The organism is Pseudomonas asplenii, from assembly GCF_900105475.1.
In the GTDB taxonomy this organism is placed as follows: domain Bacteria; phylum Pseudomonadota; class Gammaproteobacteria; order Pseudomonadales; family Pseudomonadaceae; genus Aquipseudomonas; species Aquipseudomonas asplenii.
Window position 1 is genome coordinate 3578015 of sequence record NZ_LT629777.1, and the last position, 13845, is coordinate 3591859.

General features: G+C 59.3%; 10 protein-coding genes and 1 pseudogene. All 11 read left to right on the forward strand.

Annotated elements, in window-relative coordinates:
* Positions 1-70 precede the first annotated feature (70 nt).
* The 11 genes and pseudogenes from mtnA to BLU37_RS16540 all read left to right on the forward strand — a co-directional run bounded on the left by mtnA (position 71) and on the right by BLU37_RS16540 (position 13771).
* Positions 71-1147, forward strand: coding sequence for an S-methyl-5-thioribose-1-phosphate isomerase (gene mtnA, locus BLU37_RS16490; RefSeq protein ID WP_090206630.1), 1077 nt, complete (start codon positions 71-73; stop codon positions 1145-1147).
* A 325-nt stretch (positions 1148-1472) separates the two neighbouring features.
* On the forward strand, positions 1473-4271 hold the full coding sequence (gene gyrA, locus BLU37_RS16495) for a DNA gyrase subunit A (RefSeq protein ID WP_010449747.1): 2799 nt from the start codon (positions 1473-1475) through the stop codon (positions 4269-4271).
* Between the two features lie 203 nt (positions 4272-4474).
* On the forward strand, positions 4475-5560 hold the full coding sequence (gene serC, locus BLU37_RS16500; RefSeq protein ID WP_090210956.1) for a 3-phosphoserine/phosphohydroxythreonine transaminase: 1086 nt from the start codon (positions 4475-4477) through the stop codon (positions 5558-5560).
* A gap of 1 nt (position 5561) precedes the next feature.
* Positions 5562-6656: a prephenate dehydratase gene (gene pheA / locus BLU37_RS16505; protein WP_010449743.1), complete on the forward strand. Its 1095-nt coding sequence runs from the start codon at positions 5562-5564 to the stop codon at positions 6654-6656.
* 11 nt (positions 6657-6667) lie between these two features.
* Positions 6668-7780 (forward strand): histidinol-phosphate transaminase, encoded by a 1113-nt coding sequence (hisC, locus tag BLU37_RS16510; protein WP_090206633.1) that lies wholly within the window; start codon positions 6668-6670, stop codon positions 7778-7780.
* Positions 7773-8708, forward strand: a pseudogene (locus tag BLU37_RS16515) (prephenate dehydrogenase/arogenate dehydrogenase family protein); the annotation flags it as partial. The gene hisC and the pseudogene BLU37_RS16515, both read left to right, overlap by 8 nt.
* Before the next feature lie 20 nt (positions 8709-8728).
* Positions 8729-9418 (forward strand): (d)CMP kinase, encoded by a 690-nt coding sequence (gene cmk, locus BLU37_RS16520; RefSeq protein ID WP_010449737.1) that lies wholly within the window; start codon positions 8729-8731, stop codon positions 9416-9418.
* Between the two features lie 120 nt (positions 9419-9538).
* A complete protein-coding gene (rpsA, locus tag BLU37_RS16525; RefSeq protein ID WP_090206636.1) occupies positions 9539-11224 on the forward strand; it encodes a 30S ribosomal protein S1 in 1686 nt (561 codons plus the stop codon).
* Positions 11225-11396: 172 nt separating this feature from the next.
* Positions 11397-11678 carry a hypothetical protein gene (locus BLU37_RS16530; protein ID WP_090206639.1) on the forward strand — a complete coding sequence of 94 codons (282 nt, stop codon included), beginning with the start codon at positions 11397-11399 and terminating at the stop codon, positions 11676-11678.
* Between the two features lie 130 nt (positions 11679-11808).
* Positions 11809-12105: an integration host factor subunit beta gene (ihfB, locus tag BLU37_RS16535; RefSeq protein ID WP_010449731.1), complete on the forward strand. Its 297-nt coding sequence runs from the start codon at positions 11809-11811 to the stop codon at positions 12103-12105.
* Positions 12106-12751: 646 nt separating this feature from the next.
* A complete protein-coding gene (locus BLU37_RS16540; RefSeq protein WP_090206641.1) occupies positions 12752-13771 on the forward strand; it encodes an MraY family glycosyltransferase in 1020 nt (339 codons plus the stop codon).
* Positions 13772-13845: the final 74 nt, after the last annotated feature.

The following is a 13845-nucleotide window of genomic DNA, read 5'->3' on the forward strand; positions in this document are numbered from 1 at the left end:
ATACCCGAGCGTCCAGGCGGGGGGATCGCTATAATCGGTGGCTTTTGTTTCCTTGAGTGCGGAGTGAGTCATGCGCAATCGGTTGTTGGCAGCGGAAAAGGTCAAGGCCATCGATTGGCGCCAGGGGACCTTGTGCCTGCTCGATCAGCGCGTCCTGCCGTTCGAGCAGAGCTGGCTGTCCTGTGACAGCGTCGTGGAAGTCGCCGAGGCGATTCGCGCGATGGTCGTGCGCGGTGCGCCGGCCATCGGCATCTGCGCGGCATATGGTGTAGTGCTGGCGGCGCGGGTGCGGCTTGCCGCAGGCGGTGACTGGGTGACTGCGCTGACTGCGGACTTCGCCCTGTTGGGCGCCTCACGCCCGAGTGCGCCGAGCCTGGCGTGGGCGCTCGGGCGCATGCGTGAACGACTGGAGCGGGTGCGTGAGGCGGCCGATCCGCTGGCGGCGCTGGAGGCCGAGGCCATCGCCATTCATGAAAGCGATCGCGAAGCCAACCTGACCATGGCGCAACTGGGCGTCGAACTGATTCGCAAGCACCAGGGCAATGCCCAGGCGATCTTCACCCAATGCGATGCCGGGGTGTTGGCCTCCGGCGGTTTCGGTACCGCGCTCGGCGTGATTCGTGGTGCTTTTGTCGAGGGCATGGTCGAGCGGGTCTATGTCGACGAGACGCGGCCCTGGCTGCCGGGGTCGCGCCTGACGGCCTGGGCACTGGCCAGCGAGGGCATTGCGGTGACGGTCAGCGCCGATGCCGCCGCTGCCCAGGTCATGAAGACCAAAGGCGTGACCTGGGTCGTCATCGGTGCCGACCGCATTGCCGCCAATGGCGATGTGGCCAGCCGGATCGGCACCTATCAACTGGCTGTCTGCGCCATGCATCACGGGGTGCGCTTCATGGTGGTGGCGGCGAGTTCGGCCATCGATCTGGATCTGGCCAGTGGCGACGATATCGTGCAGGAAGAGCGTGATGGCGACGAGTTGTTGAATGCCGGCGGCAAGCGGCTCGATGTCGGGATCGATGCTTTTAATCCGGTTTTCGACGTGACCCCGGCGGATCTGATCGATGTCATCGTGACTGAAAAGGGCATTGTCGAACGGCCCGATGCTGCGAAGCTGACGCAATTGATGTGTCGCAAGCGTTTGCACTGATCCGGTTTTTTTCTGGCCAGGTGGGTTTTTTGCGGCGCCAATGGCGGCATTTTGCTTTTAAGCCCCTCCAGATGCGCTCTCGAAGAGTTTCATTGGTCGCCTGTCAGGTTCCTTGTGTATCCGGGGATAGGTGCGTGGCGGCGATTGTGATAACATCCGGCGGTTTCCAGCGCGGCCCGAATCGGCTGCCCTTACTGCGCAGATTCATGGCATAACTCGTTGATTTGTCGTAAGTCGCTGCCAGGCATCAGGTCGGCAGCGACAAGCTTCGTTCGTCCCATATGGATGTGACGAAGTTTCACCAGAAAAAGGAATCAGGCTTCTCATGGGCGAACTGGCCAAAGAAATCCTCCCGGTCAATATCGAAGACGAGCTGAAACAGTCCTACCTCGACTACGCGATGAGCGTGATCGTCGGGCGGGCACTGCCCGATGCGCGTGATGGCTTGAAGCCCGTGCACCGGCGTGTCCTGTTCGCCATGAGCGAGCTGGGTAACGACTGGAACAAACCGTACAAGAAATCTGCCCGTGTGGTCGGTGACGTGATCGGTAAATATCACCCGCACGGTGACACCGCTGTATACGACACCATCGTTCGGATGGCGCAGCCATTCTCCCTGCGCTACCTGCTGGTCGACGGCCAAGGCAACTTCGGTTCCGTCGACGGCGACAACGCTGCGGCCATGCGATACACCGAAGTGCGCATGACCAAGCTGGCACACGAGCTGCTGGCCGACCTGCACAAGGAAACCGTGGACTGGGTGCCGAACTATGACGGCACCGAGCAGATCCCGGCGGTCATGCCGACGCGCATTCCCAACCTGCTGGTCAACGGCTCCAGCGGTATTGCCGTGGGCATGGCGACCAACATTCCGCCGCACAACCTCGGTGAAGTGATCGACGGTTGCCTGGCGCTGATCGACAACCCCGAGCTGACCGTCGACGAACTGATGCAGTTCATTCCGGGGCCGGATTTCCCGACCGCAGCGATCATCAACGGCCGCGCCGGGATCATCGAGGCCTATCGCACCGGGCGCGGGCGCATCTACATGCGTGCCCGCTCGACTGTCGAGGATATCGACAAGGTCGGTGGTCGCCAGCAGATCGTCATCACCGAACTGCCGTACCAGCTGAACAAGGCTCGCCTGATCGAGAAGATCGCCGAGCTGGTGAAAGAGAAGAAGCTTGAAGGCATCACCGAGCTGCGTGACGAGTCCGACAAGGATGGTATGCGCGTAGTGATCGAGCTGCGTCGTGGCGAAGTGCCTGAGGTGATCCTCAACAACCTCTATGCACAGACCCAGTTGCAGAGCGTGTTCGGTATCAACATCGTTGCGCTGATCGACGGTCGCCCGCGGATCCTGAACCTCAAGGACCTGCTGGAGGCCTTCGTCCGTCACCGTCGCGAAGTCGTGACCCGGCGTACCGTGTTCGAGCTGCGCAAGGCCCGCGAGCGCGGTCATATCCTCGAAGGCCAGGCTGTTGCCCTGTCGAACATCGACCCGGTGATTGCCCTGATCAAGGCGTCGCCAACCCCGTCGGAAGCCAAGGAAGCGTTGATCAGCACGCCTTGGGAATCCAGCGCGGTGATGACCATGGTCGAGCGTGCCGGGGCAGACTCCTGCCGTCCGGAAAACCTCGATCCGCAATACGGCCTGCGTGACGGCAAGTACTTCCTTTCGCCGGAACAGGCACAAGCCATTCTGGAACTGCGCCTGCACCGCCTGACTGGCCTGGAGCACGAGAAGCTGCTGGCCGAGTACCAGGAGATTCTCAATCAGATCGGCGAGCTGATCCGTATCCTCAACAGCTCCACGCGTCTGATGGAAGTGATTCGCGAAGAACTGGAAGTGATCCGCGCCGAGTACGGCGATGCACGTCGTACCGAGATCCTCGATGCGCGCCTCGACCTGACCCTGGGCGACATGATCCCGGAAGAAGAGCGCGTGGTGACCATTTCCCACAGCGGCTACGCCAAGACCCAGCCGCTCTCGGCTTATCAGGCCCAGCGCCGTGGTGGTAAAGGCAAGTCGGCGACCGGCGTCAAGGATGAGGACTACATCTCCCACCTGCTGGTTGCCAACAGCCATGCCACGCTCCTGCTGTTCTCCAGCAAGGGCAAGGTCTACTGGCTCAAGACCTACGAAATTCCCGAGGCGTCCCGTGCTGCGCGCGGTCGTCCGCTGGTCAACCTGCTGCCGCTGGATGAGGGTGAATACATCACCACCATGCTGCAGATCGACCTGGAGGCTCTGCAGCAGAGTGCCGGTGCCGATGATGAACTGGACGATGCCGATGATTCGGTGATCGAAGGCGAAGTGATCGAAGCCGATGAGGCTGTCGACAGCGCCGAAGAGGTCGAGGGTGATACTCCCGAGCTGGTGGCTGAGCCGACCGGTGCCTATATCTTCATGGCTACCGCTTTCGGTACGGTCAAGAAAACCCCGCTGGCCCAGTTCAGTCGTCCGCGTACCAGTGGCCTGATCGCCCTGAAACTGAAGGAAGGCGACACCCTGATCGCCGCTGCGATCACCGACGGTGCCAAGGAAGTCATGCTGTTCTCCAATGCCGGCAAGGTGATTCGTTTCGCCGAAAGCGTGGTTCGCGAAATGGGTCGTGGTGCCCGTGGTATCCGCGGCATGCGTATCGGCAAGGGGCAGAAGCTGATTTCCATGCTGATCCCTGAATCGGGCGCACAGATTCTCACCGCCTCCGAGCGTGGTTTTGGCAAGCGTACGCCGCTGAGCAAGTTCCCACGCCGTGGGCGCGGCGGCCAGGGCGTGATCGCCATGGTCACCAAGGACCGCAACGGCCAACTGATCGGTGCGATCCAGGTGCAGGAAGGCGAGGAAATCATGCTGATTTCCGACCAGGGCACCCTGGTTCGTACCCGTGTCGACGAAGTTTCCAGTCTGGGTCGTAATACCCAGGGCGTGACCCTGATCAAGCTGGTCACCGACGAGACGCTGGTGGGTCTGGAGCGGGTCCAGGAGCCTTCGGAGGTCGAGGGTGAAGAGTTGGAAGGTGTCGTGGGCGGCGAGTTCGATGGCGAAATGCCTATCGACGGTGTCGTCGGCGATTCATCGTCGAACGATGCGGCCGATGAAGTTGAACAGCAGGATTAATTAAACGCCTGCGCCTGACGTTGTAGCTACTGTAGGGCGGCCGATCGTTGTACGGTGGGTTGTGATCGAACGTGGAGCGGTCGTTGTCGGGCCGCTTCGTCGTGTCAGGAGTATCGAGATTCTCCTGTTCTCGGCGATGCGTTCCTGCGGGGTGCCGGGCAGGCCTGGCGGCGTGTATATCTTCAAGCATAGCGAGAGTGGATGTGAGCAAACGAGCCTATAACTTCTGCGCAGGTCCTGCTGCGCTGCCTGAAGCTGTCCTGTTGCGTGCCCAGTCGGAGTTGCTGGATTGGCACGGCAAGGGACTGTCGGTCATGGAAATGAGCCATCGCAGCGATGAATTCGTCTCCATCGCCGAGCAGGCCGAGCAGGATCTGCGCGATCTGCTGGATATCCCCTCCAACTACAAAGTGCTGTTTCTGCAGGGCGGTGCCAGCCAGCAGTTTGCCCAGGTGGCGTTGAACCTGCTGCCGGAGAGTGGCAAGGCCGACTACATCGAGACCGGTATCTGGTCGAAGAAAGCCATCGAGGAAGCTTCGCGTTTCGGTAACGTCAATGTCGCCGCCAGCGCCAAGCCCTACGACTATTTCGCCATTCCGGGTCAGAACGAATGGAAGCTGTCGAAAGACGCGGCTTATGTCCACTATGTCTCGAACGAGACCATCGGTGGTCTGGAGTTCGACTGGATTCCGGAAGCCGGCGACGTACCGCTGGTGACCGACATGTCCTCGAACATCCTCTCGCGTGCGGTCGACGTTTCCCGGTTCGGCATGATCTACGCCGGTGCGCAAAAGAACATCGGCCCGAGCGGTATCGTCGTCAACATCATTCGCGAAGACCTGCTGGGTCGTGCCCGCTCGATTTGCCCGACCATGCTCGACTACAAGGTCGCGGCCGATAACGGTTCGATGTACAACACCCCGCCGACCCTGGCCTGGTACCTTTCCGGTCTGGTGTTCCAGTGGCTCAAGGAGCAGGGCGGTGTCGAGGCCATCGGCAAGGTCAACGACCTCAAGCAGCGCACGCTGTATGACTTCATCGATGCCAGCGGCCTGTACAGCAACCCGGTCAACCAGAGCAACCGCTCGTGGATGAACGTGCCGTTCCGCCTGGCTGATGATCGCCTGGACAAACCGTTCCTGGTGGGCGCCGAGGCGCGTGGCCTGCTGAACCTCAAGGGGCATCGTTCCGTGGGCGGCATGCGTGCCTCCATCTATAACGCCGTGGGCCTCGATGCGGTCAACGCGCTGGTGGCCTACATGGCGGAATTCGAGAAGGAGCACGGCTGATATGGCTGAACAGGAACTCAAGGCGCTGCGTCTGCGCATCGACAGTCTCGATGAAAAGATTCTCGAACTGATCAGTGAGCGTGCGCGCTGTGCCCAGGAAGTCGCGCGGGTGAAGATGGCCTCGCTGGCTGAAGGCGAAGTGCCGGTTTTCTATCGCCCCGAGCGTGAAGCCCAGGTGCTCAAGCGCGTGATGGAGCGTAACCAGGGGCCGTTGGGCAGTGAGGACATGGCGCGCTTGTTCCGCGAAATCATGTCTTCCTGCCTGGCGCTGGAGCAGCCGCTGAAAGTGGCTTATCTGGGGCCTGAGGGTACCTTCACCCAGGCCGCGGCAATGAAGCACTTCGGTCATGCGGTGATCAGCAAGCCGATGGCAGCCATCGACGAGGTGTTCCGCGAGGTCGCTGCCGGTGCGGTGAACTTCGGCGTGGTGCCGGTGGAAAACTCGACCGAGGGTGCGGTCAACCACACCCTCGACAGTTTCCTCGAGCACGACATGGTGATCTGTGGCGAAGTCGAGCTGCGTATTCACCATCATCTGCTGGTGGGCGAGAATACCAAGACCGACAGCATCACCCGCATCTACTCCCATGCCCAGTCCCTGGCCCAGTGCCGCAAGTGGCTGGACGCTCACTACCCGAATGTCGAGCGCGTGGCGGTGTCCAGCAACGCCGAGGCGGCCAAGCGGGTCAAGGGTGAGTGGAACTCGGCGGCGATTGCCGGTGATATGGCGGCAGGCCTTTATGGTCTGGTCCGTCTTGCCGAGAAAATCGAAGATCGCCCGGACAACTCCACGCGCTTCCTGATGATTGGTAGCCAGGAAGTGCCGCCGACCGGCGACGACAAGACCTCGATCATCGTTTCCATGAGCAACAAGCCGGGGGCGCTGCATGAGCTGTTGGTGCCGTTCCACGATAACGGCATCGACCTGACACGCATCGAAACCCGACCTTCGCGTAGTGGCAAGTGGACCTATGTCTTCTTCATCGATTTCGTCGGCCACCACCGGGATCCGCTGGTCAAGGGCGTGTTGGAGAAAATCAGCCAGGAAGCGGTAGCCCTCAAGGTGCTGGGCTCCTACCCGAAAGCGGTTCTCTAAGGGCGTTGAGCATGAGTGGTGACTTCCTCGCCCTGGCGCAGCCGGGCGTGCAAAAACTATCGCCTTACGTTCCGGGCAAGCCCGTGGACGAGTTAGCGCGTGAGCTGGATATCGATCCCGCACATATCATCAAGCTGGCCAGTAACGAAAACCCGCTGGGTGCCAGCCCAAAGGCATTGGCGGCGATTGCCGGCGAACTGGCGGAACTGACCCGTTACCCGGATGGCAATGGCTTTGAACTGAAACAGCGTCTGTCCGAGCTGTGCGGTGTGCAGGCCAGCCAGGTAACCCTGGGCAATGGTTCCAACGACATTCTTGAGCTGGTCGCCCGGGCTTACCTGGCACCCGGCCTGAACGCAGTGTTCAGCGAGCATGCCTTTGCGATCTACCCGATTGTGACTCAGGCCGTGGCGGCTGACGCTCGCGTGACGCCGGCCAAGGATTTTGGCCACGACCTGCCGGCGATGCTGGCGGCAATCGACGAGAACACGCGTGTGGTGTTCATCGCCAACCCGAACAACCCGACCGGAACCTGGTTCGGGCCGCAGGCGCTGGAGGCTTTCCTCGCCGCGGTGCCCGAGCGCGTGCTGGTGGTGTTGGACGAGGCGTACATCGAGTATGCCCAGGGTGATGACCTGCCGAATGGCTTGAACTACCTGGTGAGCTACCCGAACCTGCTGGTTTCGCGCACCTTTTCCAAGGCCTATGGCCTGGCGGCGTTGCGGGTCGGTTACGGGCTGTCGTCGCCGGCGGTGGCGGATATCCTCAATCGCGTACGCCAGCCGTTCAACGTCAACAGCCTGGCCCTGGTGGCGGCCCGTGCCGCTCTGGATGACGCCGACTATGTGGCTCGCAGTCGCGAACTGAACGAGGCGGGCATGCAGCAGTTGGAGGCCGGTTTCCGTCAGTTGGGCCTGGACTGGATTCCTTCGCGTGCCAATTTCATTGCCGTCGATGTCGGTCGCGATGCTGCGCCGGTCTATCAGGGGCTATTGCGCGAAGGTGTGATCGTGCGGCCGATTGGTGGCTACGGGCTGCCGCGGCATCTGCGGATCAGTATCGGCCTGGCCAGTGAAAACAGCCGGTTGCTCGAGGCTCTGGGCAAGGTTCTGGCTCGTGGTTGATGTCATGTCGATGCAATCTGTGACGCCTATGATCGGCCGCCTGGTGGTGGTCGGTCTGGGGCTTATTGGTGGTTCCTTTGCCAAGGGCCTGCGTGAAAGCGGGCTGTGCCGGGAAGTGGTGGGGGTCGATCTCAATCCGCAGTCGCGCCGGTTGGCGGTGGAGTTGGGGGTGGTCGATCGCTGCGAGGAAGACCTGGCCGTTGCGTGTCAGGGCGCCGACGTGATCCAGCTGGCAGTGCCGATCCTGGCCATGGAAAAGATGCTTGGCCTGTTGGCGGGCATGGATCTCGGTCGGGCTATTCTGACGGATGTCGGCAGTGCCAAGGGTAACGTGGTGCGTGCCGCGGGCGAGGCGTTTGGTGCCATGCCGGCGCGGTTCGTGCCCGGGCATCCGATTGCCGGTTCCGAGCAGAGCGGTGTCGAGGCCTCCAATGCCCGGTTGTTCCGGCGGCACAAGGTGATCCTGACGCCGCTGGCCGGGACCGATGCGGATGCCGTGGCAACGGTTGATGCGCTTTGGCGTGCGCTGGGGGCGGATGTCGAGCAGATGGACGTCGAACGCCACGACGAAGTGCTGGCGGCTACCAGTCATCTGCCGCACCTGTTGGCTTTCGGTCTGGTCGATTCGTTGGCCAAGCGCAACGAGAACCTGGAGATTTTCCGTTACGCCGCAGGTGGATTCCGTGATTTCACGCGCATCGCCGGCAGCGACCCGGTCATGTGGCACGACATCTTCCTGGCCAACCGCGAGGCGGTTCTGCGTGCACTGGATACCTTCCGCAGTGACCTGGATGTCCTGCGTGATGCCGTCGATGCAGGGGATGGGCATCAACTGCTGGATGTGTTCAAGCGTGCGCAGGCGGCGCGTGAGCATTTCGGCAGGATCTTGGCCCGACGGGCCAGCAAGGACACAATCAACGCCAACGATGATCATAAAGAGGCTCAGTCGTGAATATTCAAGCTCCCGTCATTGCGATCGACGGACCTAGCGGCTCGGGCAAGGGCACCATCGCCGGCTTGCTGGCCAAGCGTCTGGGCTGGTGCCTGCTGGACTCCGGTGCGTTGTACCGGTTGCTGGCCTTCGCTGCGCGCAACCATGGCGTCGACCTGACCAACGAGGAATCCCTCAAGCTGCTGGCGGCGCATCTCGACGTGCAGTTCATCGGCGCGACCGATGGTCAGTCGCAGCGCATCATCCTGGAAGGTGATGACGTCACCCAGGATATCCGTAACGAGTCCATCGGTGCCGGTGCTTCTCAGGTTGCGTCCCTGCCGGCGGTGCGCGATGCGCTGCTGCAGCGCCAGCGGGCATTTCGCGAAGCGCCGGGACTGGTGGCCGATGGTCGCGACATGGGGACCGTCGTGTTTCCCGATGCGCCATTGAAGATTTTCCTGACCGCCAGCTCCGAGGAGCGTGCTCGCCGACGCTACTTGCAGTTGAAGGCCAAGGGCGATGATGTTAGTCTGTCGAGTCTGCTGGATGAGATACGTGCGCGTGATGAGCGCGATACCCAGCGTGCGGTGGCCCCGCTCAAACCGGCGGCCGACGCCATACAGCTGGATTCCACGGAGTTGTCCATCGAGCAGGTGCTGGAACGCATCATGAGCGAGATCGCCATTCGCGATATCGCCGGGTGACCAAGAGGGGTGCAGGGGACCAGTCATAGTCCTGCACGGCCTCTTTTACATGAACGTAACCCACACCGTCTGGGGTGTGGCAGATGGGCGTATTCTTCGCCCTCATCAACAGGAATTAAAATGAGCGAAAGCTTTGCGGAACTCTTTGAAGAGAGCTTGAAGACCCTGAATCTTCAAGCTGGTTCGATCATCACCGGCGTTATCGTTGATATCGATTACCAAGCTCGTTGGGTAACTGTCCACGCTGGTCTGAAGTCTGAAGCTCTGATCCCGCTGGAACAGTTCTACACCGATGCTGGCGAACTGAACATCAACGTCGGTGACGAAGTTCACGTGGCGCTGGATTCGGTTGAAGATGGCTTTGGTGAAACCAAGCTGTCCCGTGAAAAAGCCAAGCGCGCTGAATGCTGGATCGTTCTGGAAGCAGCCTTCGCAGCCGAGGAAGTGGTCAAGGGCGTTATCAACGGTAAGGTTAAGGGCGGCTTCACTGTCGACGTTAACGGCATCCGTGCGTTCCTGCCAGGTTCCCTGGTTGACGTCCGTCCAGTGCGCGACACCACGCACCTGGAAGGCAAAGAGCTCGAGTTCAAGGTCATCAAGCTCGACCAGAAACGCAACAACGTTGTCGTTTCCCGCCGCAGCGTCCTGGAAGCCGAGAACTCCGCCGAGCGTGAAGCTCTGCTGGAATCCCTGCAGGAAGGCCAGCAAGTCAAGGGTATCGTCAAGAACCTCACTGACTACGGCGCATTCGTTGATCTGGGCGGCGTCGATGGCCTGCTGCACATCACCGACATGGCTTGGAAGCGCATCAAGCACCCATCGGAAATCGTCAACGTTGGCGACGAGATCGATGTCAAGGTTCTGAAGTACGATCGCGAGCGCAATCGTGTTTCCCTGGGCCTGAAGCAACTGGGCGAAGATCCATGGGTCGCTATCAAGGCTCGTTACCCAGAAAGCACCCGCGTGACCGCTCGTGTTACCAACCTGACCGACTACGGCTGCTTCGCTGAGCTGGAAGAAGGCGTTGAAGGTCTGGTACACGTTTCGGAAATGGACTGGACCAACAAGAACATCCACCCTTCGAAAGTCGTACAAGTCGGCGACGAAGTGGAAGTCATGGTTCTGGACATCGACGAAGAGCGTCGTCGTATCTCCCTGGGCATCAAGCAGTGCAAGTCGAACCCATGGGAAGACTTCTCTGGTCAGTTCAACAAGGGCGACAAGATCTCCGGCACCATCAAGTCGATCACCGATTTCGGTATCTTCATTGGTCTGGACGGCGGCATCGACGGTCTGGTTCACCTGTCGGACATCTCCTGGAACGAAGTCGGCGAAGAAGCCGTACGTCGCTTCAAAAAGGGCGACGAGCTGGACACCGTCATTCTGTCGGTTGACCCAGAGCGCGAGCGCATCTCCCTGGGTATCAAGCAGCTGGAAAGCGATCCGTTCTCCGAGTACGTCTCGGTCAACGACAAAGGCGCCATCGTTAAAGGCACTGTGAAAGAAGTTGACGCCAAAGGCGCCATCATCGTTCTGGCCGACGATATCGAAGCGACTCTGAAAGCCTCCGAAATCAGCCGTGACCGCGTTGAAGACGCGCGTAACGTCCTGAAAGAAGGCGAAGAAGTAGAAGCCAAGATCATCAGCGTTGATCGCAAGAGCCGCGTAATCCAGCTCTCGATCAAGTCGAAAGACGTTGAAGACGAGAAAGAAGCCATCCAGAGCCTGAAAGCCGCTCCGGAAGGTGAAGCAGCTGACACCACCATGGCTGCTCTGCTGCGTCAAGCAATGGCCAAACAGAACTGAGTTCTGTCTGACTGTTGAAAAAGGGCGACTTCGGTCGCCCTTTTTTGTGGATGGAATTCGTCTGTTTCAGGCGCGAAACAAAATCCGTCTTGCGGTTGTCATATTTAAAAGTGTAAAGATACAGGCGTCTGGCCTAGTCGTTGTTTGCACTTGAGGCCAACTAAGGACGTAAATGGGCAAGCTCATGGCGGTAATCATCCTGGCACTGCTCGCAGGGTGTACCACGAACACCAAGACCCATGTCACGCATGGGGTCAGTGGCATCGAGATAGACTGCTCGGGGCTCGGCTCCGGATGGGATAAGTGCTACAAGCGTGCGGCTCGCGAGTGCAAGGCTCAGGGCTACAGGGTGCTCGCCAAGTCCAGCGATGCCCGGGACGAGGAAGGCGATTACCTGTTTGGCTGGAACCCTGCAGGGGCTGTCACCCGCACCCTGTTGGTTACCTGTAACTAGCCAATGGCTCTCTTCAAACGTTGACGTATCTGGTATGCAGATAGTCAATGGATGGGCTGTTCAAAACTTGCAAGCCGTGCTAAAACCTTCGAAATGCTTTTCCTAGCTGCTTGAAAAAGAAGGGAAAAATATGACGAAGTCGGAGTTGATCGAGCGAATTGTCACCCATCAGGGCTTGCTCTCATCAAAGGATGTCGAGCTGGCCATCAAGACCATGCTTGAGCAGATGTCCCAGTGCCTCGCGACTGGGGATCGGATCGAGATTCGTGGATTCGGTAGCTTTTCCCTGCATTATCGTGCACCGAGGGTGGGGCGTAACCCGAAGACGGGTCAATCGGTGAGCCTGGATGGCAAATTCGTGCCGCATTTCAAGCCGGGCAAGGAGCTGCGTGATCGCGTGAATGAAGAGGAGGAAGACGATAGCTGATCAACTGCCAAAGCAGGCGATCTGTTCATTTGCGTCTTTCCTTTTGCTACGTCTCGTCGTGGTGCTTTCCCTGAAGTGTCTTCTGGGGGCATTGGCCATATTTCGATCGAAATCAGGTGGCTGATCTTGCAGTAGCGCCTGAGACAGGGCTCCCAGCTTGGTAAGCAATTCGCCTTACTCATGTTCTCACGCTGCTGGCGCTCTATTAAGTTTCTATATTGATGGAATTTTCTTTTCTGCCCCGCGGTTATTGATTGGATTGTTTTTCCGGCTTGGCTGGTGTCTGGTGATAGTTGTATTGCTGGGGCCACAGTGGTTCGGAATGTCCATGCGCATCCCCCGCCGTTCCTTCTTTTATATGCCGCTTTCCCTGTTCGTGATGGCAAGCACTGCGTTGTTGCGTAGAATGCACGTTGCTCCGAGTTCGGTCCGTGCGGCTCAGATCTTGAGACTGCGACTGTGGCCAGCACGCGTCTCTACAGGGCCAACTTCACCCGGCTCCCGCTGCCGGTTGCAGGTGTCAAGGTGGCTGTCTTCTGGGCATGACTTCATTTTTTCCTGGGTTTGCCCAGCGCTCGCCGGGCTGAGCGGGCTACAAGCTTTTCATGAATATCGTATTTTGAGTGCGGTTGGGATCTTGAGTCTGATGATGATTTTTTTGTGCTGCCTGATCGTTTTGACGGTGTCGTTTTTGTTGACAGGTGTTCTTCGGCGTTATGCATTGGCGCGCAGTTTGATGGATGTGCCCAACGAGCGTAGCTCTCATTCTGTTGCGACCCCTCGTGGTGGTGGTGTAGCCATCGTCATCAGCTTCCTGGCGGTTTTGCCCATTTTGGCAGTAATGAATCTTTTGTCCTGGTCAGCAGTCTGGGGGTTACTGGGCGCTGGAGGGGCGGTCGCCCTGGTCGGTTTTCTCGATGATCATGGGCATATCGCTGCCCGCTGGCGTTTGCTGGCACATTTTTCTAGCGCAGCCTGGCTGCTTTTCTGGCTCGGCGGTTTGCCTGCGCTTGATGTGATGGGTATGCAAGTCAGGTTGGGAGTGCCAGGGTCGATTCTGGCAGCGTTCTATCTGGTCTGGATGCTCAACCTCTACAACTTCATGGATGGAATAGACGGGATCGCCAGTATCGAGGCGGTCACGGTGTGTCTGGGTGCCTGTCTCGTCTACGGACTCAGCGGTGACTTGGACCTGGTCTGGCCGTCTCTGCTGTTGGCAATGGCTGTCTGTGGTTTTCTATACTGGAACTTTCCACCTGCGCGCATCTTCATGGGTGACGCCGGCAGCGGTTTTCTGGGTGTGATACTTGGCGGACTTTCCATTCATGCCGCATCGAGCAAACCCCAACTGCTGTGGGTCTGGCTCATTCTGTTGGGAGTGTTTGTTGTCGATGCCACGTTCACCCTGACACGACGTCTTTTGCGCGGCGACAAGGTCTATGAGGCCCATCGCAGTCATGCTTATCAGTATGCATCACGGCAGTTGGGCAGCCATTTGCCCGTGACAGTGGCAGTGGCAGTGATCAATCTTTGCTGGTTGCTGCCAATCGCCTTGTGTGTCGGTCTATCGATATTGGAGGGTGTGACCGGCCTGCTGCTTGCTTACGTGCCCCTGGTTTTTCTGGGATTAAAATTTCATGCGGGTGAGTTGGAGAAAGCGAGCTGAGCCACTGCGTTCCCAGATTGTGGGCAAATGCATTGATGGCGGTACGTGCAGCTTTTTCGGATATCGGCTTTAGA

Coding starts and splice junctions, on each gene's coding strand:
- hisC (WP_090206633.1), top strand. CDS start 6,668: ATGAGTGGTGACTTCCTCGCCCTGGCGCAGCCGGGCGTGCAAAAACTA.
- mtnA (WP_090206630.1), top strand. CDS start 71: ATGCGCAATCGGTTGTTGGCAGCGGAAAAGGTCAAGGCCATCGATTGG.
- BLU37_RS16540 (WP_090206641.1), top strand. CDS start 12,752: ATGATGATTTTTTTGTGCTGCCTGATCGTTTTGACGGTGTCGTTTTTG.
- ihfB (WP_010449731.1), top strand. CDS start 11,809: ATGACGAAGTCGGAGTTGATCGAGCGAATTGTCACCCATCAGGGCTTG.
- gyrA (WP_010449747.1), top strand. CDS start 1,473: ATGGGCGAACTGGCCAAAGAAATCCTCCCGGTCAATATCGAAGACGAG.
- BLU37_RS16530 (WP_090206639.1), top strand. CDS start 11,397: ATGGGCAAGCTCATGGCGGTAATCATCCTGGCACTGCTCGCAGGGTGT.
- rpsA (WP_090206636.1), top strand. CDS start 9,539: ATGAGCGAAAGCTTTGCGGAACTCTTTGAAGAGAGCTTGAAGACCCTG.
- pheA (WP_010449743.1), top strand. CDS start 5,562: ATGGCTGAACAGGAACTCAAGGCGCTGCGTCTGCGCATCGACAGTCTC.